Here is a 22,618-nt window from a genome sequence, read left to right as displayed (position 1 = left end):
TTATAAGACAGCTTCTTTATCTCTATTCTGCCCGCTATCCCAGTCCAATCGAGAATAAGAGGTTGAAAGAGATGTATAGAGTTCTGATCGTGGATGACGAACCGCAAATCGTTTACGGGTTAAGCAAACAGATCCATTGGGAAGAATTCAACATGATCGTCGCTGCCACGGCTACGAACGGAGTCGATGCGCTCTCTATCATGGAAAGCGGCCCTATCGATCTGCTGATTGCCGACGTGTGCATGCCTCAGATGGACGGCTTGAAGCTGATCCTGGAAGTCAAACGCAAATTCCCTTCTATGCGATGCATCCTTATAAGCGCATTCAACGAATTCGAATTCGTGAAGTCGGCGCTCCAATTAGGAGTCGAAAACTATTTGCTCAAACCCATCAACGGAGACGAGCTTAGCGATACGCTGGTTAAAACGCAAGCTAACCTGGACAGGGACAGATCGGCGGCGGATGCGCATTCCCCCGCGGTTCATGTGTTTCGCGCCAACATTCTCGAACGCTGGGCGAACGGCTCCATTCAGGATTTCGAACTCTACGAACGCGCGGAATTGCTGCACATCCAGCTGACGGAACCGGAGTACCGGGTCATCGTGCTGGGCTTCTACCGGTTCCCGGAATCGGCGGATCGAATTCGGGAGGCTTCCCGATGGCTTGATCTATGCACGAACACGATGTCTGCCGAATATCGCGGAGAGTTCTTCATAGATTCGTCGCTGCGCGTCGTCTGCATCCTGCACGGCGATGATTTGGCCGGAAAGGACGATCGGCTTGTTGCCGCAATCAGGAGAATTGCGACGCAAGCCTCGTCACGCGATACCCGCGTCTTCGCTTCCATCGGTCCGGTAACCCCGTCCTTCACGGGCGTTAACGCCAGCTATTCCGCAGCTCTCTTCCATCTTGGCTATCGGTTGGTCGATCCGCCTGCCCATTACATCTTCAGCGGACGCTTAAGCGATCCGCGGCAAGGCATTCCGAACGAACGGCAGCTGCTTGCCCTGCAATTCGAGAATGCCCTGCGAGACGGCGAGCAGCAGGCGGCGATGCAATGGGCCCGGAACTACATGAAGGCGTCGACCGCCGTTACTCTGACGGAAATGCGGAAAGCGATGCTGCCGCTGGTTCTGTCTCTTGTTCGCATGCTCGGCGAATCGGGCCGGGTATCCGACGAGCTGCCCGAATCCATTACTCTGCAGCTGGCGGAATTCACTTCGGCGCAGTCAAGCGACAAGCTGACCCACTGGCTGGCAACGACTCTTAACGAAGCTTTCCTTGTCATTCACGGCCGCCGGATTTCGTACCATATGCTGGTGCACCTTGCGTTGGAGCAACTGCGGCAAAATTACGATACGGGCTTATCGCTTAAGACGCTGGCCTCGGACTTCAACGTAAGTCCGGCTTATCTCGGCCAACTATTCAAGGAAGAGACCGGGAGATATTTCCATGATTATCTGCTGCAAATTCGTCTGCAAGCGTCTCAAGCGCTCTTGATCGATACGGATCTCAAGGTCGGAGAAATCTCCAATCGGGTCGGCATTCCCAATCAAAGCTACTTTAATCGGATCTTCAAAAAAGTGCACGGGATCTCTCCCGTGGAATTCCGTCGGCATGCTCAAATGCGTTGAAGCTTGCGTTCAGCTCCCCGCACGTCATCGCCGGAATTCGTACGATCACGCGCGTCTGGCGGTTTGCTTCGCTGTCAATGCGTATGCCGTAATCGTTGCCGTACACGAGTTGAATTCTCTCGTTCGCGCTATAGAGGCCATAGCTGGACCTTGCGACAGGAACGCTCGATTCCAGACCGCCGCGAACTTCGCGCAGGCGATCTGAATCGAGCCCTTTGCCGTTATCCTCGAAGTGAAAATAAAGATCCCCCTCCCTCAGAAATCCTCGGATCGCGAACCGGTTGTCATCGCCTTGCTCCCGAATGCCGTGAACGAAGTAATTCTCGATTACGGGCTGCAGCAGATTTTTGGGAATTCCGTATTCCATCGCCCGCGGATCGACGTCCACTTCGAAATCGAACCGGCTCGCATAGCGCAGCGCGAAGAGCTCCATGTACATGCCGCACATGCCGATTTCCTTACGGACGGGAATGAACGTGTTATCCCGAACGATATTGCGGTACAGATTCGCCAAAAAGACGATCATTTCGGCTACGTCGGCATTGCCGTCATCGAGCGCTTTGATCCGGATTGTTTCCAGCGTGTTGTATAGGAAATGGGGGTTGAGCCCCGCCTGAAGAGCCTTTAATTCGGCATTCTTTTTGCGGATTTCGCTCGCGTACTCCCGATGGATTCTGTGCTCCAGTTCATCGCACATCGAATTGAAGCGCTTGGCCAATTCCTCGAATTCATCCGTTCTTGCGCCCAGCGGAATGCGGTAGGACAGATTGTTCGCGCCTACGACTTTCATTGCCCCGATCAGTTCTCTCACGCGGCGGAACGCCAGCGAACCGGCCAAAGAATACAGCAGCGCGCAGACCAGCGCCATTGCCGTCACAACTCCGAAAATCAAATAAGGCAGATGAGCGGCGTTCCGGTCAAGCAACTCCTGCGGCACAAAATTCGCCGCAATGTAGTTGCGGTTGTTCGCTTTGATCGACTGGACATAGTAACGTTTGCCCGCGAGGGTAATGTGAGCCGCTCCGGACTTCAACGCATCCATCTCGGAGAAGTCGCCCTGCCCATACCGGTTCTCGGAATCGTACACGAGCTCGCCGTCCTCCGTCGCGATCACGAACCGGCCAAGCGTCTTGTCTCTGGAGCCCTCGTATAGGCGCTGCAGCGCCTGAACGCCGTAGGCGATCAGGATTTGCCCGGCATTCTGGCGAATGTTCGCCGTTCCCAGCGTCCCCGCGATTCCGTATACGGGGATGTCCGATACGCTGGACGAGCCGCTGGCAATCGCGGTCGTTCCGAATAATGTACGCCCGACTCCCTTAAGCCCCAGCTTGGCGAAGAAGGGATAATCGTCCGGGACGAGCGACAGCGTACGGCTTCGGGAGTTGTACACGTATTGGGCGCCGGTCAAGTTTTTGCGGAGCAGGACGGCGGCAATATCGGAATCGCGGGTTGCGATGCTCTGCGCCAGATCGACGATTTCCCGTTTGTGGAATGGATCGTTCTCGTAATCGGAGTCGGACGACGATTCCAGCAACCGGCTCATGGCAGAGTAATTTTGCTGGATTTCGTATAGGGGAAACAACAGATTCAAAAATTCATCCTGCTTGATATCGTAATAATTGTACAAGGTATGAAGCACTTCGCGGCTCTGCTGCAATTGAGAGACTCTGCTCAGCTTCAGCGCGTAGTGGGTCGAAATGCCGGCGAGCGAATATGCGACGATCAAAAAGATCAACGTATTGTAGAGCATCAGCCGGTTGTGCATGCGCATGCGAAACAGGCTTCGAAATTGCCGCCATCGACCGCTTACTGCTCCCATGACGTCCCCCCCCCCCTCTTCATCAACGTTCCCGTTTCTCCGGTATTGCCCCCCGCGATAAAACAAGGAAAAGACTGCCCATGGATCGCCATGTACGCAGTCTCCGCCTTTATTGGAAGTCCGCATGCCGCACATACGAATTCTCCGTTTTCTCTACTTGTACCGCTCAGCTTCTTCCTGCGCCTGCTTCCATGCGGAGGCATCCCACTCCAGCACTTCTTGCAGGCCGAGCGCATCGGCTTTGCTTGCCATCTCGTCCACGAACTTGTCGAAATCCGCATCGTTCTTCGCGAATACGGCAAGCCAGGAATTCGTCTTCACGACGTCCCCGATACGAGCCGCCTTCGCGTTAATCTCTTCCGGAATCGTCGGAACGAGCTTCATGGCGAGCGTTGAGAGCGTATACATGTTTTTGGCCTTAAGCATCTCCGTCTGCGTCTTGAAGCCGGTCGTGCTCTGCCAGTCCTGACTTAGTTTCGAAGGATTGCGACTGATCGTCGTCGGCCATAACGCGTAATTCAACGGGGCATTCGTCTCCGGGTGGACGACGGCTCCCGACAGCCCTTGCGCGTTCACCGCGTTGACGGCGCTGCCCAGCACGCCGCCTCCCGGCAGCTCCTTGCCGTTCTCGATCAAATCCCAACCTTGATCCGTGATATAGGGCTCTCCCTTCTCGTTCATCTCCCAGATGACGCCCTCAGGTCCATTCATGAGCACCTGCAAGCCTTCCGTAGAGTACATGAAATCGATATACTTGAGCGCCGCGTCCAGATGCTTGGTCGAAGCGCTGATCGCGAACGCCCAAGAGTTGCCGATCGGATTGTCGCCGAACCAGGTTCCCTTGTACGCATCGAACGGCACGAATTCGAAACCCGTTGGCGGATCTGCGTCCACAAGCTCTTTCTTATTGTTGTTGTACCACGGCCAGATCGAGAACAGCACCCGGCCCTGGTTCATTTTCTCGACTGCCGTGTCCCAGCGCTGCGTCAGCGAATCCGGATCGACCAGGCCCATGCGGTTCGCTTCATAATAAAACCTTAAAGCCCGGATATATTGGCTGTCCCGTTCCAGAATGCTCATCGTCTCCCCCGACGCGACGTCCACCTGCATGAAGGGAAGAGAGCCGCCCATCTGGTCTCCCGTATCCACGCCCATGAAATTCGAAGGCTGGGCGGCCAGCATCATCTGCATCGAATCCCAATCCTGCCACAGCGAGAATGCGTATACCTTTTGACCGTCTTTGTTCTTCGGTTCGAGTTCCTGCATCTGCTTAAGTACCGGCAAATAATCTTCCAGATCCTTGATCTGCGGCATGCCCAGCTTCTTGTAGAGGTCCCAGCGGATAAGAGGGCCGTAATTGATCGTGGCTCCCACCTCGCTCGGTCCGACTTGATTCGGAATCGCATAGGCTTTGCCCGAGCCGTTGCTCGCTGCGTCCCGGTAGTACTGCAAGGCTGCCGGAGCGTTCTTGACGACGTTCGGGAGCTTGTCGATATGGTCGTCCAGATTGACCAGCATTCCTGCGCGAACCGCGTCTTCAACCTGTCTCTTCGTCTTGAACACGACGATATCCGGCAATTCCCCGCCTGCCATGAGCGCTTGCAGCTTCTGCTCGCCCTGGTCTCCGGCCGGCAGCAGCTCCAGATTCACGCCGACTTGGTCCCGTAAGACCTCGGCAAACCATCCTTGCTGCAAACCGGAAGTGTTCGATGGCAGAGAGAACACCTGCAGCGTTACGGCCTCTGCGGGTTTTGAACCTTCCGAGCCTTTCGACGAATCGGCGGAATCGCTCCCGTTGCGGGAGCTGCCGCTGCAGCCGCCGAGAATCGCGGTCAGAACGACCGCCATGAGCAATGCCGCAACCTGAAACTTTCTAATCCTATTGTGCATCGACCTGTCTCCTTTTCCTTCTCTCGAATGATATATGGCATAAAAGAACTTCCGGCTGCGCGCGCTGCATCCGGTTATCCCTTTACTGCGCCCAGCAATAATCCCTTCACGAAATAACGCTGAAGGAACGGGTACACGCACAGAATCGGCAGGACGACGACGATCGAGATCGTCATGCGAATGGAAGTGGCCGTCAGCAATCGGGATGGATCGACCAATTGTCCCTGCGGGGAACTCCTCAGCGAAGCCGCCACCGCGTTCACTTCATTCAAATACTGATAGAGCAAAAACTGGAGCGTATACAGCTTGGAATCTCGAATCAGAAACAACGTATCCATGAAGCTGTTCCATTGCCCGACGCTGGTGAACACGACGATGGTCGCCAGAATCGGCGCCGACAGCGGAAAGACGATCCGGAAGAAGCGCGTACCGTACCCTGCTCCGTCGATCTGCGCGGATTCTTCCAGCGAAGCCGGAATTTGCTCCACGTAGGTTTTGAACAGCACGACGAAAAAAGGAGCGACGATCGAGGGCAGCACGTATGCCCAGAAATTGTTGACCATGCCCAGGTTTTTCATCGTGACGAACCAGGGAATGATGCCGGCGTTGAAGTACATCGTAACGATGACGAAACGGTACCACAGCTTGCGCCGCCAGTACTCTGGCCTGCTGAACGCATAGCCGAGAAACGAAGTTCCGACGAGCGTAAGCGCCGTTCCAATCGCGGTTCTGGAAATGGAGACAAAGGCGGCGCTCCCTAACCCCCGCACCCTGAACACCTCGGCATAGTTATTGAAATGGATGCCTTGCGGCAATAGTAAAATCTGACCCGACGAAGATAGCGAATTGTCGCTGATCGTATTGATGAAAATATAGTAGAACGGAAAAACGCAGGCTATCGTAAAAATCGCAAACACGCCGTAGTTGATCAGATGGAATGCAATCGATCCGATAGTTTTGGGGTTCTCGACCACTGACGTTTACCTCCGGACGCTAAATGATAGATTCCTTGCGTACTGCTTTGGACAGGGTATTCGCGACAAACAGCAACGCCACGCTGACCAGGGACTTAAGCATGCTGACGACCGTGGCGTACGAAATGCTCTGTCCCACCATCCCCTGGTTGTACACGTATAGATCGAGCACTTCGATCTTGTCTTTGTTGAGCGGATTCTGAAAAATAAAATATTGCTCCATGCCGCTGTTGATGAAATTGGCAATGGATAACAGCAGCAGGACAAAGAAGGTCGGCAGGATGCCGGGAATCGTCACGTGCCGCATTTTCTGAAATCGTCCCGCTCCGTCCACCGTAGCCGCTTCGTATTGCTCATGATCGATCGAGGCGATCGCGGCGAGGAAAATAATCGCCCCCCACCCCAGCCCCTTCCACAAGGAATAGCCGAGCATGGTCAACCAGACGTGATCGGAGGAGGCGAGAAAATTGATTTCCGTCTCGATCCACCCGAGTTCGAGGAGCAATCGGTTCAAGAAACCGTCGCCTACCGAGAAGACGGACCAGGCTACCGCGTAGACGAGAATCCAGCTGATAAAATTCGGCAAAGTCGTCAACGTCTGCACAAGCTTGCGAAAGGTTCTCGAGCGAACCTCCAGCAAGAAGATCGCGAACAGCGCCGGCAGAGGCGAAGTCGCAATGCCAAGAAGGCTCATCGCGAACGTATTTCGAAGCACTCTCACGATTTCGTTCGCAATCACGGGATTGTCTATCAGTTCCGTAAAATGCCGAAAGCCTACGAACTCGGTGTCGGACAGCTTCATTCCGGCGTGATAATCGTAGAATGCGTAGATCCACCCGTATAAGGGCAGATAAGAAAACAAAAAGACGACCAGCAACAATGGCAGCGAAAGTCCGAACAGGCGCAAACCCGCCGCTTTTAATCCAGAGCCTTCCCTCAATCCTTCCCACTCCTATTCTGTGAAGCCGTTCTAAAGCGTTGTGCCAGCTCAGATTGCTAACGCTTTCATCCTTGGCTACGCTTAATTGTAAAGGTCGGAGAAAATGCCGGATATAATAAAAACTTCGGCTTTTTGCACTAATTATTGCTTATCTTTTCGAATCCATTCGGCATAACGCGAGTTCCCGCACAATAGCAAGAGGAGCCGTGCAATCAGCACGACTCCTCCGGTTCAACCGATATTTTCAACCAACATTTTTGCTCCACAAAGGGCTCTGAGCTCTCTGACTAGAATAATAAGCGAGACCACAAGGCAGATGACGGCGGGTATGGTCGTCATGAGCGACTGACCGGCCCGGAACAGATGAGCGTGGATGGCTCCGACCATCAGCACCGAGAACAGCGCTCCCGCCGCGAGCGCCAGATAACGGTTCCAGCCCCCGGCGATCATGCCAAGCGCTCCGGCAATTTCAAGTATTCCCGTAACGGTGAGGAACCACAGCGGGTACTGATATTGATGCCAGTGCTCCACCTGAAAAGGCACGCGAAACACTTTGATCCCTCCGCCAATAAGCATAAAGATTGCCAAACCCATTTTCATAACGAGCATAGTTGCTCTCTCACTCCTTATCCTGCTTGATCGTTGCCTCGCTCTCCTGCTTTGCGTCCTTTCTCGTTCACCGCTTCCTTCCCTTCTCTCTTGTTTGAGTTACTTATTAGTAATATTACTTTAAAGTATTATTTATCAATTGGAATTCGTTGTCAATCCCCTGTGGAGCGCAGCAGCCCGATCCAGTAGGGCTTAGTGGCGCTTCATCTGGTTTAGTCGACCGCTCCCAAGCGCACAAAAGCCCGGTCGCTATGGACCGGGCTTGTTGGTTTTTCCGTTCTACTTATTGATATTGCTTGTTTGGCGATTTTTAATAAATTGCTCGCCCCATTCGCACAATTGATCGAGGATCGACTTCAGCGAATTCCCTAATTCGCTAATCTCGTAGACGACCTTCGGCGGCACCTGATTGTAGACGGTTCGCTTGACGATCCCGTCCGCTTCCAGCTCTCGAAGCTGCTGTGTCAACACTTTTTGCGAAATATCCGGGATTTCCTTCCTGATTTCGCTCGTTCTCATCGGCCCGCTGTTCAGGTAACACAGGATCAACAATTTCCACTTGCCTCCTATGACCTCCAAAGTCGCTTCCGCCGGGTTATTGTAAAATCGCTGTATTTCTTTTTCCATAACTATCCACCCTTGCACGTTACTTGTTGGTACCTATAGCACCTTCCGGTTACAGAGGAACAAAAAAGTGCGTTCTTCCCTGATCGGTCTGCCTGCTGCATAATCCAATAGTACCACAATTTATGAAAACGAAAGGGGATTAAAATGAAAGTATTGACCGTAGTGTCGCACCCGAGAGTGGATTCCTTGACCTTTGCCGTTGCCGCTCGATTCGTCGAGGGTCTTGTTGATGCAGGTCACGAAACCGAGGTGCTGGATCTGCATCGCATCGGGTTTAATCCCGTCCTATGGGAAGCGGACGAGCCTGACTGGGCGGGGGAAAAAATATATTCGGCTGAGGTTCGGACGGAAATGGAACGCATGAGCCGTCACGACGCGCTTGCCTATGTTTTTCCGGTGTGGTGGTACAGTGTGCCGGCTATGCTGAAAGGGTATATCGACCGGGTGTGGAACAAAGACTTCGCATACGGAGGGAATAAGCTGCGGCATAAGCAAGTGCTGTGGTTGGGTCTGGCGGCAGATTCGAAGGAACATATGGCGAAGAGACAATACGAGCAGATGATGAACCAGCATCTGAATATCTCCATCGCCGATTATTGCGGAATTTCGAACAGCAGGGTCGAGTTGCTGTACGACACGCTTAGTTCAAAGCCGGAAATCCGCGAAGAGCTGCTGTCGCATGCTTATCGGCTCGGACTTGACTATGAAAATCGGCTGTGAGAAGAGGATTTGGCTAGGGGAAATCAAGTAGATCTGGGAGCCCTCTCGCTTCCCGACAGGAAATTCGGGAGGGCGCTGTTCCCATTGCTTGGACATTCCGTCTGAAACGGGGCGCGGATTCTTAGTGGCTCTTGGCCGCAGCTTCATTAATAATAGCGATGACTTCGTCTCTTCCCCACAGCACGAACTTATGCTGCTTCCCGGATCGATCGGTCACCTTCATTCCGTTAGGCACCACCAGCAGCGAGTTTCTCTTGTCGGCGCGCTCGATCTCGCCAAGCGGAAGCTCCAGCGGCGCAGATTGAATATTAACGGCGTGCGGCTGAAAGATCAGCTTGTCCGAGGTGACCGTCAGCGTGCCTCCGACGGCTTCAATGCCCCGGAACAGATTGGCTTTCTTTTCTACCAGTACCTTCTGAGTGTTCACTGCGCTCATTGAAATCTCTCCTTGCTTCGATTTAAAAAGCCTTCTTCCCGCTCCTGTTCGTCCGATCTCATCGCTGTCACCCGGTTCGGCGAAACGTCAGTCGATGTCGGCAATCTGCCATCCTTCATCGGTTTCCTTGGGCTTGAGAAAAACATATTGGCTGTTGAACATTTCGCCTGTTTCCATAATGTCTTCGGCTTGAACGACCGCGATATAGAAGCGTCTCTGCTCCCGAATCTCGATGTCGCTTGTCAACTTCACCCTTTGGAGTTTATAGCGCGGCAGTCCGTTGATCGGGCTTTCCTCGTAGAACAGCTCCAGGTACTTGCTTTCGTTCCCTTCCTGGACATACTTGATTCTTTGATTGATCAACCGCACGATGTCCAGCTCGTCTCCCTCGTACTTATCCTCGGAGATATATCCGGTTCCTCCGTCTTTAGCCGAACAGGCAGACAGCAGAAATACAAGACAGATCGCAAACAGTATCTTTTTCACGACGGGTCCCCTTTATGGCAATGTTCTCCCGGGCGGTTGTCTCGCCTGCATTATTCGCATCTGACAGCTTTCGACCCTTTTCGATCCATTGTACCACAAAAGGGAATATGTGGATATAAATCCGCACTTAAACATCATAAAGAGCCCGAAGCAAGCTTCAGGCTCTGCGGCACATCCTCATCCATTCATCCAACCTAATCATTCAAACTATGAAAATACTCTCTGACTTCCCGCCAATTGTTGACGCGGACGAAGCCTGTCTCGTACACGTTGAGAGGAGAAGTGTACAAAATTCCTTGCCCCTTGAAGCGCTTGAAGTGCCGGCTGTTGTCGTCGATCAAATAATCGGCGTCGATGATGCTCTTGTCCCCGCAGAACACGAAGTTCATCTCGTTCAGGAACGGGAAGTGCTCCTTAAGCCACCTGTACTTCGCGGTGAACGAGGCGGGCACCTCCATGGCGGCCGTCGCGATGAAAATTTCGTAACGCTCGCTGAGCTCCCGAATGACTTCCTGACTGTCCGGCATAACGGGCAGATCCCCGAAGAACAGAGGGTCCTCCAAACATTCGTGGAGATAGACCTCCATCTGGGGGTCCAGCTCTTGGAACCGCGTCCCATGAAGCTGTTCCACCGTAACGCTGCCGTTGAAGCTGCGATTGAAATGGAGCAGATACTTCCCGATAAAGTCGGCGATGACTTCATCCATATCGATTGCGATTCTTTTCATTCAAAGGCCTCCGCTATATATCTGTAGGAGCGAACCCGCTTCTCGAAATCGTGAATATGCGAGACGATCATCAGCTCGTCCAGATGAAGCCGATCCGCGTAGCGCTTGAGCGCCTCCTTCACTTGCCCCGGCGTGCCGATAAAACGGCGAGTCCGCATCTGCTCAAGCACCTGCTGCTCGGCGAGCGAGTAAGGATATTCCGAAGCGGTCTTCACCGAGGGCATCGAACCAAGCTCCTGCCCGGTAAGCAGCTTAAGGAAGAACAGCTCGTTGCTTCTCGCGAGCTGTCTCGCCTCCTCTTCCGTGTCGGCGCACACCGCCATGACGGCGGCCAGCGCCTTCGGCCGAGCGCAGTAGGACGAGGGCTGGAAGTAGGAGTTATAGTGCTGGAGGGGCTCGTCCCCCGCCGCTCCGAAAAACTGCGCGAACGCGTACGGCGTGCCCAGCTGAGCGGCGATCTTGGCGGTGCCTTCGCTGGAGCCGAGCAGCCACAGCTCGGGCATGCCCTCCGTCTCCGGAAACGCCCGCAGTCCGGCAAACCTGTGATTGGCCGGATTATCGTCCCGCAAGTAATGATACAGATCGACGATCTGCTGAGGGTACGGATCGACCTCGTGCCGCTTATGCTCCTGCAGCGCTCTGGTCGAGAGCGGACTCCCGCCCGGAGCCCGCCCGAGGCCCATGTCGATCCGGCCCGGATGCAGCGCCTCCAGCAGCCTGAAGTTCTCGGCAACCTTGTAGGCGCTATAGTGAGGGAGCATGATGCCGCCAGATCCGATGCGGATCGTCTTCGTGTGCGCGGCCACATGCGCCATCAGAATTTCCGGACTTGAGGAAGCGAGGGCGGCGCTTCCGTGATGCTCGGATACCCAGAAGCGGCAATATCCGAGCTTCTCCGTCTCCTGCGCCAGCGCCACCGTCTCGTCCAGTGCGTCCCTCGCGGACCTGCCTTCGTTCACGTGAGAATGTTCGAGTACGCTTAGTTTCATGATGTTTCGAAGCCTCCATGCTTCTTGTTCGTGCGTCCATGCACAAAAGAGCCCGCGATTCCGCGGGCTCCTCTCGTAGCCGTTAGCGTTTGTTGAAGATGTCGGTCAGAACGGGAACGATCTGCGACTTCCGGGAAACAACGCCCTTCAACAACGCGCGGTTGTTCTCGATCTTCACATTGTAAGCCGCTTCGACCGCGTCTGCCGCTTTGCCAAGAGCAAGGCCGACGGAATCGTTGTTCAAGATGTCGGTTACGACGAACAGGAACAGGTCGAGACCCTTCTCGTTAATGATGTTCGTCAGCGCGTCTTCGAGTTCGGCCTGCTTGGACAGAACGTCGTTGACGTCGACCGCGTTGACTTGGGCGATCTCGACTTTCGCTTGGCCCATGCTGAACTCCTTGGCGTCCAGGGAAATGAGCTGCGCGATCGTCTTGTCGCTCAGGTCCGCGCCGGCTTTCAGCATGTCGAGGCCGTAGCTCTCCGCGTCGACTCCGGCGATAGCGGCGAGTTCCTTGGCGGCGGCAACGTCCTGAGCGGTGCAAGTCGGGGACTTGAACAGCAAGGAATCCGAGATGATTGCGGACAGCATCAAGCCGGCAACGTTCGCAGGAACGGTCTTGCCGTTCTCCTTGTACAGCTTGAGCAGAATCGTCGCGGTGCAGCCTACCGGCTCGGCGCGGTAGTACAGAGGGGCGCTCGTCTCGAAGTTGGCGATCCGGTGGTGGTCGATAACCTCGAGCACCGTTACTTGATCGATGTCGGAGGCGCTTTGCTGGCGTTCGTTATGATCGACGAGAATGACGCCTTTCGCTTCGCCGGCAACCGTCTCGACAAGGCGCGGAGCCGCGAAACCGAACTTGTCCAGCGCGTATTGGGTTTCGCCGCTGACGGCGCCCAAGCGAACCGCTTCGACTTCTTCTCCCAGTTGGGTTTTCAAATCCGCATAAGCAATGGCAGAACAAATCGTATCCGTATCCGGATTTTTGTGACCGAAAATCAATACTTTGCTCATTTTCTTGCTCCTCATCTATGATATTGGCGAGAAAAGTATACCGCAAAAGCGACATCGGAATCAAGACAAACCCCGCTCTATTCCGATAGACTTACCTCGTCATTGCTCCGATAAAACCGCAAGATAACGTAATTCGCCGTCTCCCGATTTGTGGTACAACTAAGAGATCAAACCTTAATGGCAAGGAGAGCCGTTCATGAACCGCACGATTCGCATCCCCGTTCCCGCCGAATTCGACTTTTCCGTTAATCTCAATTACTTGTCGCGATCCCCGGATGAAAGCTTATACCGCATCCGCGACGGTCGGCTGTACAAGACGATTCCCGTCGGTTCGAGCGCCGCTTTCTTCGAAGTCGGCGCCGAGCCGGGCTTCCTGCTCGTTCGTCCGCTGGATGACGAGCCGTGGAGCGACGAAACCGAACGTGAGGTCGCCGCTTATACGAGAGAGTGGTTCGACCTCGATAACGATCTTTCGCCTTTTTACGAGTTGGCAAGCCGCGACCCGATTCTGCACGGCGTCGTCCCCAGGCTGCACGGCCTGCGCAACATGGGCATTCCGGACTTGTTCGAAGCGCTCTGTTGGGGCATTATCGGGCAGCAGATCAATCTGGCGTTCGCCTACACGCTCAAGCGCCGGTTCGTGGAGACGTTCGGGCGGCAAGTCCGGCGCGGAGACGTCGACTGCTGGCTGTTCCCCGAGCCTCGCGACATTGCCGGGCTGGACGTTGGCGACATTACGGCGCTGAAGATGACGACGAAGAAGGCCGAGTATTTGATCGGCGTCGCCCGCCTGATCGCGGACGGAGAGCTTGGCAGAGAGAGGCTGCTGGAAGGCGACATCCGCTCCGCGGAAAAAAAGCTCGTCTCGATTCGCGGCATCGGGCCTTGGACGGCCAACTATGTGCTGATGAGATGTCTGCGCTATCCGTCCGCCTTCCCGATCGACGACGTCGGTCTGCACAATGCGATCAAAGCGGTGCTGCAAGAAGAGCAAAAGCCGACCGTAGCCCGGATCAAGGAGCTGGCGGTCGGCTGGCAAGGCTGGGAGGCGTATGCGACGTTCTACTTATGGCGGGTGCTCTACTAAGAAGGGCAGGAGCGGAGGCCGGACTGCGGCGGTTTACAGCTCCGACAAGTAGCTGCCGTAGCCTTCCTCCTCCATCCGATCCTTCGGAATAAACCGCAAGGAAGCGGAGTTAATGCAATAACGCAGCCCGCCCGGCTTCGGCCCGTCGTCGAACACGTGGCCAAGATGCGAGTCGGCTTCCCGGCTTCTGACTTCGATGCGGTACATGCCGTGCGTGAAGTCCTGACGCTCCTGAATGCTGCCTCCGTGCAGCGGCTGGGAGAAGCTCGGCCAGCCGCATCCCGCGTCGAACTGATCGCGGGAGCTGAACAGCGGCTCTCCGGAGACGATGTCGACGTAAATGCCGGGCTCCGTGTTATTGTAAAATTCGTTGCGGAACGGAGGCTCGGTGGCGTTGTTCTGCGTCACCTCGAACTGCATCGGCGTCAGCCGCTGGCGCAGCTCCTTGTGCAGCGCTTCCTTATCCTTCGACGTATTCCAGTGCCGCTCGATGAACGAATCCCGGCCCGAGCCGTGGCGATAGTACTTGTATCTGAGCGGATTTTTGAGATGGTAGTCCTGATGGTACTCCTCCGCGGCGTAGAACTCGACCGCCGGTTCGATCGCGACCGCGATCGGCTTGTCGAACCTTCCGCTCGCTTGAAGCTCCGCCTTGGAAGCTTCGGCCTCCCGATGCTGCTCCTCGTCGTGATAGAAAATAACGGGACGATAGGACGAGCCCCGATCGTGAAATTGACCTTCCCCGTCGGTCGGATCGACCGAACGCCAGTAGATGTCGAGCAGCTTGCGGTACGGGAACAGTCCCGGATCGAACGTAATCTGCACCGCCTCGGTATGCCCGGTCGTCTCCGAGCACACTTCCTCATAGGTCGGATTGACGGTATGTCCTCCCGTATAGCCGGATACGATGCCGTGAATGCCGGGCAGCTCCTCGAACGGCGTCACCATGCACCAGAAGCATCCTCCGGCGAAAGTCGCTTTGTGAAGCGACGGTTGAGCGTTGTTTTCCATGTCGAATCTCTCCCTCCCGTTTCCTTAATCGCTTGTATTCTGCTTCTATCTCTATTGTAATCAATATCGATGTCCGATTCCAATCCCTCCCCCCGCGCGCGTTCCCCTCGCTCATTTGCTCGTTTTCGGATATGATAAATGTATAAGAAAAACGTTCTCTTGGACGGGGAGGAATGGCCGATGGGCATGAACGCTTTGGAATGGCGGTGCAAGGACGAGACACTTATGCACGCTTGCGAGTGGAGCCCGGATTCCTTCGGCGGCAGCCCCCGGGCGGTCGTCGGGCTCGTCCATGGCATGGGCGAGCATATGGGACGCTACGCCCATCTGGCGGAGATGCTGAACGCCGAAGGCTACGCCGTGCTGGGGTTCGATCAGCGGGGACACGGCAAGACCGCGGGCAAGCGCGGCCATGTGCCGGCGTACGAGTCGCTGCTCGAAGGCGTGGATCTGCTGCTCGACGAGGCGCAGCGGAAATACTCCGGACTGCCTGTGTTTCTGTACGGTCACAGCATGGGCGGCAACGTCACGCTGAATTACTTGCTGCGGCGGCAGCCCGCCATCCGCGGGGCGGTCGTGACGGGACCTTGGCTGAAGCTGGCGTTTAAGCCTCCTTCGCTGCAATCGATCGTGGGCAAAGTCGTCGAGCGGATATATCCGGCCTACACGAACAACCGGCCGATGGTCGCCGAGCATCTGACGTCAGACCCGGCGATGATCGAGCGGTACGTGAACGATCCGCTCGGACACGGGCAGATTACGGCACGCTTCTTCTTCGGCGTGCAGAGAGCCGGGCTGTGGGCGCTTGGCCATGCGTATATGCTGCAGGTTCCGCTGCTGCTGATGCATGGCGGTGACGACAAAGTGACGTCGATCCACGCGAGCAAGGCGTTCGCCGGCAAGGCCGGCAGGCGCGTCGATTGGCGGGAATGGCCGGAGTTCAAGCACGAGCTGCACAACGAGTCGCGGCGGGAGGAAGTGTTCTCCGTCATTCGCGACTGGCTCTCGGTCCAGTTAAACAGATGAATGCGAAGAGGCTGCTCCGGGATCTATGCGATCTCGGGCAGCCTCTTCGATTAGTCGGGCGCTCTATTGCTGATAATACTGACGAAGAAGCGGAATGAGTCCGAGCGGATTTCTCCGCAAATCCTTGGCGCTGAAGAAGATGTCTCCCTGCACCTCGAGGACGTTCTTGTTGTAGTTCAATTGGTTGATAATTTCCTGGGCGCTGCTCCAGCCGGCTTCCTTCGTGCCGAGCTTGTAAGGCGCGTGGCCGATCAGCAGTTCGACGTTCGTCCCCCGCACCTCGTTGGCCCACCAGTCGACCAGTTTGTCATAGCGGGCGACCTCGAACGATAGGCTCCAATAAATTTGCGGAGCGACATAGTCGATCCAGCCTTGCCTGATCCACGTACGAACGTCGGCGTACATGCTGTCGTACGTCGTCACGCCGGCCCGCGTATCCGATCCGGTCGGATCGTCGGCAATGTTGCGCCATACGCCGAACGGGCTGATGCCGTACTGCAGCTGAGGCTTCGCCCGGTGGATCGATTCGCCCAGCTCCTTGACGAACCGGTTGATGTTGTCCCGCCGCCAATCGGCTTTGTTGCCCAGCTTGCCCGGATTGTAAGCCGCATAAGCGGCGTCGTCCGGGAACGTGCCGCCGGATGGATAGAAGTAGTCGTCCAGATGGACGCCGTCGATGTCGTAGCCACGAACGACTTCCATAATCGCGTCGATAATGTGCTGCCGTGCTTCAGGAATGCCCGGATTGATATAATGCTTGCCTCCGGACAGGACAATCCACTCCGGATGGGCAATCGCGACATGATTCGCCGCCAAGCTGTCCGTCTTCCCGTCGACCGTCGCGCGGAACGGGTTAAACCAGGCATGGAATTCCATCCCCCGCTTGTGCGTCTCCTCGATCATGAACGCCAGCGGATCGTAACCCGGATCCACTCCCTGCTTGCCGGACAAATAGCGCGACCACGGCACAAGCGCGGAAGGATAGATGCTGTCGGCGGACGGACGCACCTGCACGAACGCGGCGTTCAGCCCCATTCCCTGCAATTCGTCCAGCAGCTGCACATATTCCTGCTTCTGCTTCTCCGCTTGCCCGTACGACTTGTCGGACGGCCAATCCAGATTGTACACAGTGGATACCCATGCGCCCTTCAGCGATTCGCGTTCGGACGATCCGTCGCGCGTCTGAAGCAAGATCGTGCGCGAAGCCTGCTGCCAGGTCACGAGCAGCTGCAGCTGCGTTCCGACGAAGCGAAGCGGCACCATGACGCGACCGTTCACGACCTGTACGGTCGTCTCCAGCTCCGTGCGCTGTCCGTTGACGAGCGCGAACTTCTGCCCCATCGTCATCTCGAGCACTTGGCCTTCATGGCGAATGGTCGCCGTCTTCGTCGCTTGCGACCAGCCGACGTTCGCTCCCAAGCTCTTGCTGATGACGCTCAGCGGCACCATCGTCACGTTCGCCTTCGGAATGATGAACGGCGGAACGTCCGTCACGATCTTCTTCCCGTCGAGATAGATGCCGATCTGCGGCTGGGAAGCCGCGCGGGCATCCGACTGGCCGAAGAGCGGCGCCAGCAGCGCGACGATCAGCGCGGCGCACAGCAGCTTCGTACCTCGATTCCTCCACATGCTCATTGCTGCAAAGCCTCCGAATCTCTTATTCTCTTGTCCCGCCGCCAAGCGGGTACAATCATTAGACGAGCGAATCTCCCGGGAGTTGCAGTCAATTGAAGTGATAAAGGCAAAAAAAGTGCAATTGACCGACAGACTCGCAGTAGTTCTTCAGGCTCTTTTAGAGTAAAAGCTTTTCGTCACGGCCTCCCCCGTGTACCGAGGTGCGATTCTCTCGAGCAACAATTTTCGTTTGAGCGCCATTTGGGTGACGATAACCGAATCTTTAGAACATCGCCCTCCGTTTGAGCGCAATTCGGGAGACGATGACCGATTATTTAGAACATCACCCTCCGTTTGAGCGCAATTCGGGAGACGATAACCGAATCTTTAGAACATCGTCCTTCGTTCGCCTTGCACAACCTTCGCCATCGGGCGTTTCATTTGCTCAAGTATGCAAATGGGTCAATTGTACAAAAAAGAGAAACCGATCCTCAGCCGCTATGGCCTACTCGGATCGGTTTCTCTCCAAGACGTGTTCGCGAATACAAGAGGTTATGGGAGAAACTGCTGCGTAATTTTGACGACGACCCCGTTCACGATCGACAGATGGTAAGGATAATCCCGCAAATTCATGGCCGAATCGTCCGCCAGCAGCGCCAGGAACTTGTCGAGAGAAATCTGCTCGTTCCATACGGTGTCCGCTTCGGCGATGTCGCCCGTCCGGTCGTAAATCTGCATGAACACCTGAGCGTCCGGCGCCAGCTTCAGCCTCTCGACCGTCGTGTCGTCGTTAACGATGTAATAGCCGTCCGGAGCTTCGTCCATGCCGGAGTCGGCTTCCCTCTCGCGGAAAATCGCGTTAGCCGCTTCCCCTTCGTACCACTCTATGAAATCCGCATCCGCATAATAGCCTTCATCTTCCTGATAGATTGCGCCAACGTAAGCGACGCGCGTGTTCTCGTCTTTGGGAACCGGCGTGTATTCGTAAGTATTGGCTTGAATCGACCCGAACGACATGAACCCGAACAACACGGCGACTAAGCTGATGAGCATTTTGTTGACCATTACCGCATTCTCTCCTTCAGAGGCCCGTGACAGCAGCCTTCGCTTTCCTATTACCCATTAGACGGATTAGGCAAACGGAAAGTTACATGTCCGCGTCGGAAAAATTAAAATTTTCTCATCCCAAATTGTGCCTATACGTCAGGTTATTGCGGGGATACGGATTTTAGTCTGCGTGGACTCGTCGCCGTGGAAGAAAATTGCGCTCGGGTTGTACCGACCGGGGCTACTCGAAAGACCTGCGGGCCGGCCAGGAGCCTTGCAGCTTGCGCAGCAAAATGATCTGTCCGACATGGTAGCCGTCGTGAGCTAGCAGGTTATGCGCCCACTTGCCGATCGGAGTATGAGGCAGCATGTCGTCCAGCCGCTCCTCCGCAAGCGCGGCAAGGCGGTCCCGAATGTCGAAATGCACTTTCTCCAGATTCGATATCGTATTCCGCCAGCCATCCTCCGTTGCGTCTCCGATCGCGAAAGTGTCGTCGTTGGTTATGGGCGGACAAGCTGCCCCTTGCCGCGGGTGGAATGCCGGGCGGAGAGCAGCTTGATTCGCTGAAGCGGCTTCGCTTGCTGCTTCACCGCATGGCGCGGGCGTTCGTGGACGGCCAAGCGCCCGAAGCCGCGGATTTCGAGCGGTTGAACGCGCTCATGGCGCGCGGACAAGTCGCGCGCAGACTGTCCGCTTCCGCCGAAGCCGAGGGCCGCCGTTACCAGGTTGAGCTCATTCCGCTCGAAAGCGGCTGGCCGGCCGTGGAAGCGGAGATCGCCGCCTCCTTCGCCGCCATGCTCTCGGAAGGGGAACCGTCCCGCATCCGCTTCTGCGACAATCCGAGCTGTCTGTGGGTGTATTACGACGATACGCGCAACCGGTCGAAGCGTTATTGCGACGACAAGCTGTGCGGCAACCTGATGAAGGTTCGCCGTTTCCGCGCACGCAAAAAAGCCGAGGCCGCCGCAGCCTCGGGCTCCGGCCATGCCTCGGATGATTCTCAATCCTGAATCGCCATCGCGGCGCGATCGACGGGGTTATCGTCTCGCTTCGCGCTGCCTCTCGTTCCACGAGGCTCTGACATAACCGATGCGCATGCCGACCCGCTCCATGTTCCGATGGCTCGGGGACAGGAATGCGCACTGGCCGACGACGAGCCCGCAGCCTTCGGCGAACGCGTCTCCGATTCTTCTTCGCAGCAGCGCCGTCTGAATGCCGCGGCCGCGATATTCCGGCAGCGTCGCGGCGAACGTTAGGGACGCTGTCCCCTTGCTCGTATGCGACACGGCGACTCCGGCCGGAACACCTTCCCACAGCGCAACGTAGAAGCGCCACCCCGGACGGCCGTACAGCACCCCATTATTCGCCGCTACCGGGGCAATGCCGCTGTCCGGCAAGCCGGTGCCTCGGCAATGGACGGTCGCGTACAGCTCGAATTCATCTTCCCTCAGCAGCCGTACCTCCAACTTGTCCGCATACGACTCCAGAGGAAGCGCCTCTGCGTCAGATGCCGTCATCACCATCGACGTATGGAAACCCGTCTGATAGAAGCCTAGCTCGTCCAGCCGCTTCATCAGCTCCTGATTGGCCAATCCCGGCACGAGCTCGAACTGCGGCTTGCGTCCGCGGGACCGATAAAAATCGACGATGGCCGCAAGCGCGTCTCCATCGCCGCTTTTTAAGCCCTTGACCGTGTTGAACGTCGCCCAAGGCATCGTCTTGCTATAGAAACATGCCGCACCTCCAAAGCGCGCGATCTCGATCCCTTCCGGGTTGCCCGGCCGACTCCGAATCGCTTCCATGCGGTCCAGCACGTAGCCGATCTCCGAGCTTTCGATCGCTTCGGTCCGATCCGATAACCGGTTCGCCTCCCTCATGCCGATCCCTCCACAATCCAATTTGTTCCCTCCAAGATTGCTTCGACCGCCTCTTCGACCGTCATCTCCGTCGTATCCAGCACATGGCGGTCGTCCGGCCGCGACTCCCGGATTTCCCGCAGTCCGGCGAGACACCGCTCTCCCATTCTGTATTCGGGCGCTCGCAGAGCGTCTCTGCGCAGCAGCTCGTCCTCTTTCATGACCAAAACAACGTATTTCACCGCGACGTCCTGACCTCGCAATGCCTCCGCTATCGCCCTCGCATTGTGCGGAAAAGCGACATAGTCGATGACGACGTCATGCCGCTCCCGAACGAAGTTGCGGGTCAGCGACTCGATATTGCGCCAGATCAAACCGGTATGATAGTCGCTGAGCCAAGGCATCTCGTAGCCGCCCACCACCATCCGGTCGACCAAATCCCCTTCGATGTGCGCGCTTCGGGGCAGCTTGGCGGCGATCGTCTTGGAGGTCGTCGATTTGCCCGCTCCCGCAGGTCCGGAAATCACGTAAACCGTAATCGCCATACAGCCTTCGCTCCTGTCTGAACAATGGCGACAGCCCCCTGACGCCGCTGAGGGCCGGGGGCTGTCCGCACGATTCTCTTACTTCAAAATCTCGTATTTCCCGATGAGGGGAAGCGGCTTCGCCTGGCCGTTCGCCGCGGCAAGAATGCCGATAATGACGAGGCAGAGAATGCCGATATTGGCCAACGGAAGCAGCAGCCAGCCGATAATTGGAATGATGCCCAGCACTACGTTCGTCGCCAGCGCGAGCAAGAAGAGGTTGAAGCCTTGTCTCGCGTGGTACTGAGCGTACGGCGATTCCTTAGCGGCAAGCAGGGGAATGAAAAATAAAATATAAGCGACCATGGCCATGCCTTTGTTCTGCTGAACGTCCGATTCCGTAGGAACCATCGATCAAACACCTCTCCCGTTGGATTAATCTGCATTAAATGTAAACGAATTCGTTCCCCGTGCGCTAGTTACTTTAGTCGCGTTTTTTGCTTATGGAACGGAAAGCCATGCGCGATCGTTCCGCCAATCGATTCTGACTCCGGTCTCGAAAAAAGCCGACAACGTCTCCGTGGTCAGCGTCTCGCGAGTCGTCCCCTGCTCGAATATGGTCCCGCGACGGATCAGCAAGGATCGGCCGAATACGGGCAGCACCTCCTCGATGTGGTGCGTCACGAACAGCATCGTCGGCGCGTCGGGCCTGCGGGCCAGTTCGTCGATGCTCCCAAGCAGATTTTCCCGGGACAGAAAATCGAGTCCGTTCGTCGCCTCGTCCAAGATCAGCAGATCGGGGGAAGCCATCAATGCGCGGGCGATGAGCAGCTTCTGCTTCTCTCCTTGAGAGCAGGATTGATAGGTCCTGTCGTATAAATGTATGCAGGAAAGCTGCTCCATAAGCCTGCGAGCCGTCTCGAAATCTTCTTCCGTAGGAGTCTCGTAAAGACCGATCGAAGCATGCTTGCCGCTGATGACGACGTACTGAGTCTTATCCGAAGCGTACAGCTTCTCCTGAAGGGAGGAGCTGACCCATCCGATCCGCTTGCGAAGGTCCCGCAGATCCACTTCACCGAATGTGTGTCCGAGCACCGAAATCCGCCCGGAGGTCGGCCAAATATAACCGTTGATCATGTTGAGCAGCGTCGTCTTGCCCGATCCGTTCAATCCGAGCAGCGCCCAATGTTCGCCCTTGCGAACGGTCCAATCGACCTGCTCGAGAATCGTCTTCTTCTCGCGTCTCCAGCTTACGTCTCTGAGTTCAATGATATTCGTCTCCATACTAGGCATCATAGCATGTGGAAGAACCTGGTTCAATCGGCGGATTGCTCCACGAGAACGCGACAGAGCCGCCGGGACGGCCCCCGACGGCTCTCTGTATGACCGAATCTTTATTCTCTCGTCTTCCAAACGGGGCTCGAAGCCGCCAGCTCGCCCGGAACGCTTCCATCGGACGAGACCGTCTTCCGGCCCAAGCGAGCACGGTCCGCGTTAGCCATCGCGGCGAACAAGCAGAGCGCGCCAAGCGCGATCAGCAGCACGGTCACGATCGGAAACAGCGCGTTCATCTTCGAATCTCCTC

General features: G+C 56.1%; 25 protein-coding genes. 5 read left to right on the top strand and 20 right to left on the bottom strand.

The window, feature by feature from the left end; all coding sequences use genetic code 11:
* The first annotated feature begins 71 nt into the window (after positions 1-71).
* Positions 72-1,634, top strand: a complete 1,563-nt coding sequence (locus B0G52_RS10045) for a response regulator (RefSeq protein ID WP_158223653.1) — start codon at positions 72-74, stop codon at positions 1,632-1,634.
* On the opposite strand, the gene B0G52_RS10040 is transcribed toward B0G52_RS10045, so the two are convergent.
* From B0G52_RS10040 to B0G52_RS10015, 6 genes are all read right to left on the bottom strand, one after another.
* Positions 1,576-3,453, bottom strand: a complete 1,878-nt coding sequence (locus B0G52_RS10040; protein ID WP_158223652.1) for a sensor histidine kinase — start codon at positions 3,451-3,453, stop codon at positions 1,576-1,578. The two genes, B0G52_RS10045 and B0G52_RS10040, sit on opposite strands and share 59 nt — an antisense overlap.
* A 153-nt stretch (positions 3,454-3,606) precedes the next feature.
* A complete protein-coding gene (locus B0G52_RS10035; RefSeq protein WP_094043724.1) occupies positions 3,607-5,343 on the bottom strand; it encodes an extracellular solute-binding protein in 1,737 nt (578 codons plus the stop codon).
* Positions 5,344-5,417: 74 nt separating this feature from the next.
* On the bottom strand, positions 5,418-6,317 hold the full coding sequence (locus B0G52_RS10030; protein WP_094043722.1) for a carbohydrate ABC transporter permease: 900 nt from the start codon (positions 6,315-6,317) through the stop codon (positions 5,418-5,420).
* A gap of 19 nt (positions 6,318-6,336) precedes the next feature.
* Positions 6,337-7,257, bottom strand: a complete 921-nt coding sequence (locus tag B0G52_RS10025) for an ABC transporter permease (protein ID WP_094043720.1) — start codon at positions 7,255-7,257, stop codon at positions 6,337-6,339.
* A 231-nt stretch (positions 7,258-7,488) separates the two neighbouring features.
* Positions 7,489-7,857: a DoxX family protein gene (locus B0G52_RS10020; protein WP_094044047.1), complete on the bottom strand. Its 369-nt coding sequence runs from the start codon at positions 7,855-7,857 to the stop codon at positions 7,489-7,491.
* 288 nt (positions 7,858-8,145) lie between these two features.
* On the bottom strand, positions 8,146-8,493 hold the full coding sequence (locus B0G52_RS10015) for a winged helix-turn-helix transcriptional regulator (RefSeq protein ID WP_094043718.1): 348 nt from the start codon (positions 8,491-8,493) through the stop codon (positions 8,146-8,148).
* 144 nt (positions 8,494-8,637) lie between these two features.
* Between B0G52_RS10015 and B0G52_RS10010 the strand changes: the two genes are divergently transcribed.
* On the top strand, positions 8,638-9,213 hold the full coding sequence (locus B0G52_RS10010; RefSeq protein ID WP_094043716.1) for an NAD(P)H oxidoreductase: 576 nt from the start codon (positions 8,638-8,640) through the stop codon (positions 9,211-9,213).
* 121 nt (positions 9,214-9,334) lie between these two features.
* On the opposite strand, the gene B0G52_RS10005 is transcribed toward B0G52_RS10010, so the two are convergent.
* The 5 genes from B0G52_RS10005 to B0G52_RS09985 form a co-directional block, all read right to left on the bottom strand.
* Complete coding sequence (locus tag B0G52_RS10005; protein WP_094043714.1) at positions 9,335-9,649, bottom strand: GRAM domain-containing protein; 315 nt, start codon at positions 9,647-9,649, stop codon at positions 9,335-9,337.
* Between the two features lie 87 nt (positions 9,650-9,736).
* Positions 9,737-10,135: a membrane lipoprotein lipid attachment site-containing protein gene (locus B0G52_RS10000; RefSeq protein ID WP_094043712.1), complete on the bottom strand. Its 399-nt coding sequence runs from the start codon at positions 10,133-10,135 to the stop codon at positions 9,737-9,739.
* 194 nt (positions 10,136-10,329) lie between these two features.
* Positions 10,330-10,863, bottom strand: coding sequence for a 5' nucleotidase, NT5C type (locus B0G52_RS09995; RefSeq protein WP_094043710.1), 534 nt, complete (start codon positions 10,861-10,863; stop codon positions 10,330-10,332).
* Positions 10,860-11,855: an LLM class flavin-dependent oxidoreductase gene (locus B0G52_RS09990; RefSeq protein WP_094043708.1), complete on the bottom strand. Its 996-nt coding sequence runs from the start codon at positions 11,853-11,855 to the stop codon at positions 10,860-10,862. The genes B0G52_RS09995 and B0G52_RS09990 overlap by 4 nt, the downstream gene beginning before the upstream one ends.
* 79 nt (positions 11,856-11,934) lie before the next feature.
* Entirely contained in the window at positions 11,935-12,867 is a 933-nt protein-coding gene (locus tag B0G52_RS09985) for a manganese-dependent inorganic pyrophosphatase (protein WP_094043706.1), read from the bottom strand.
* A 196-nt stretch (positions 12,868-13,063) separates the two neighbouring features.
* Here B0G52_RS09985 and B0G52_RS09980 point away from each other — a divergent pair, with 196 nt between their 5' ends.
* Positions 13,064-13,954: a DNA-3-methyladenine glycosylase family protein gene (locus tag B0G52_RS09980; RefSeq protein WP_094043704.1), complete on the top strand. Its 891-nt coding sequence runs from the start codon at positions 13,064-13,066 to the stop codon at positions 13,952-13,954.
* Positions 13,955-13,987: 33 nt separating this feature from the next.
* Here the strand turns inward: B0G52_RS09980 and msrB are convergent, their stop codons facing one another.
* The gene (msrB, locus tag B0G52_RS09975; protein ID WP_094043702.1) at positions 13,988-14,965 is read right to left on the bottom strand and encodes a peptide-methionine (R)-S-oxide reductase MsrB; all 978 of its coding nucleotides are present in this window, start codon (positions 14,963-14,965) and stop codon (positions 13,988-13,990) included.
* A 180-nt stretch (positions 14,966-15,145) separates the two neighbouring features.
* On the opposite strand from msrB, the gene B0G52_RS09970 reads away from it, so the two are divergent.
* Positions 15,146-15,991, top strand: coding sequence for an alpha/beta hydrolase (locus B0G52_RS09970; RefSeq protein ID WP_094043700.1), 846 nt, complete (start codon positions 15,146-15,148; stop codon positions 15,989-15,991).
* A gap of 63 nt (positions 15,992-16,054) precedes the next feature.
* On the opposite strand, the gene B0G52_RS09965 is transcribed toward B0G52_RS09970, so the two are convergent.
* The 3 genes from B0G52_RS09965 to B0G52_RS09955 all read right to left on the bottom strand — a co-directional run bounded on the left by B0G52_RS09965 (position 16,055) and on the right by B0G52_RS09955 (position 19,079).
* Complete coding sequence (locus B0G52_RS09965) at positions 16,055-17,626, bottom strand: family 10 glycosylhydrolase (RefSeq protein ID WP_094043698.1); 1,572 nt, start codon at positions 17,624-17,626, stop codon at positions 16,055-16,057.
* 531 nt (positions 17,627-18,157) lie between these two features.
* On the bottom strand, positions 18,158-18,670 hold the full coding sequence (locus B0G52_RS09960) for a hypothetical protein (RefSeq protein ID WP_094043696.1): 513 nt from the start codon (positions 18,668-18,670) through the stop codon (positions 18,158-18,160).
* Positions 18,671-18,893: 223 nt separating this feature from the next.
* Positions 18,894-19,079, bottom strand: a complete 186-nt coding sequence (locus B0G52_RS09955; RefSeq protein ID WP_094043694.1) for a hypothetical protein — start codon at positions 19,077-19,079, stop codon at positions 18,894-18,896.
* Between the two features lie 41 nt (positions 19,080-19,120).
* Here B0G52_RS09955 and B0G52_RS09950 point away from each other — a divergent pair, with 41 nt between their 5' ends.
* Positions 19,121-19,663, top strand: a complete 543-nt coding sequence (locus B0G52_RS09950; protein ID WP_255407491.1) for a CGNR zinc finger domain-containing protein — start codon at positions 19,121-19,123, stop codon at positions 19,661-19,663.
* A gap of 27 nt (positions 19,664-19,690) precedes the next feature.
* On the opposite strand, the gene B0G52_RS09945 is transcribed toward B0G52_RS09950, so the two are convergent.
* The 5 genes from B0G52_RS09945 to B0G52_RS35560 form a co-directional block, all read right to left on the bottom strand.
* Positions 19,691-20,530 (bottom strand): GNAT family N-acetyltransferase, encoded by an 840-nt coding sequence (locus B0G52_RS09945; RefSeq protein WP_094043690.1) that lies wholly within the window; start codon positions 20,528-20,530, stop codon positions 19,691-19,693.
* Positions 20,527-21,054 carry an AAA family ATPase gene (locus B0G52_RS09940; protein ID WP_094043688.1) on the bottom strand — a complete coding sequence of 176 codons (528 nt, stop codon included), beginning with the start codon at positions 21,052-21,054 and terminating at the stop codon, positions 20,527-20,529. Before B0G52_RS09940 ends, B0G52_RS09945 begins: the two co-directional genes overlap by 4 nt.
* A 78-nt stretch (positions 21,055-21,132) precedes the next feature.
* Positions 21,133-21,444, bottom strand: a complete 312-nt coding sequence (locus tag B0G52_RS09935; RefSeq protein ID WP_094043686.1) for a DUF4870 domain-containing protein — start codon at positions 21,442-21,444, stop codon at positions 21,133-21,135.
* Between the two features lie 90 nt (positions 21,445-21,534).
* Positions 21,535-22,317, bottom strand: coding sequence for an ABC transporter ATP-binding protein (locus tag B0G52_RS09930; protein ID WP_094043684.1), 783 nt, complete (start codon positions 22,315-22,317; stop codon positions 21,535-21,537).
* A gap of 110 nt (positions 22,318-22,427) precedes the next feature.
* A complete protein-coding gene (locus B0G52_RS35560) occupies positions 22,428-22,604 on the bottom strand; it encodes a hypothetical protein (RefSeq protein WP_158223651.1) in 177 nt (58 codons plus the stop codon).
* Positions 22,605-22,618 lie beyond the last annotated feature (14 nt).

It is taken from the genome of Cohnella sp. SGD-V74 (assembly GCF_003001675.1).
GTDB lineage: Bacteria > Bacillota > Bacilli > Paenibacillales > Paenibacillaceae > Cohnella.
The sequence above is the reverse complement of the archived record's forward strand: the minus strand, read 5'-3'. Positions and strand labels throughout refer to the sequence as shown.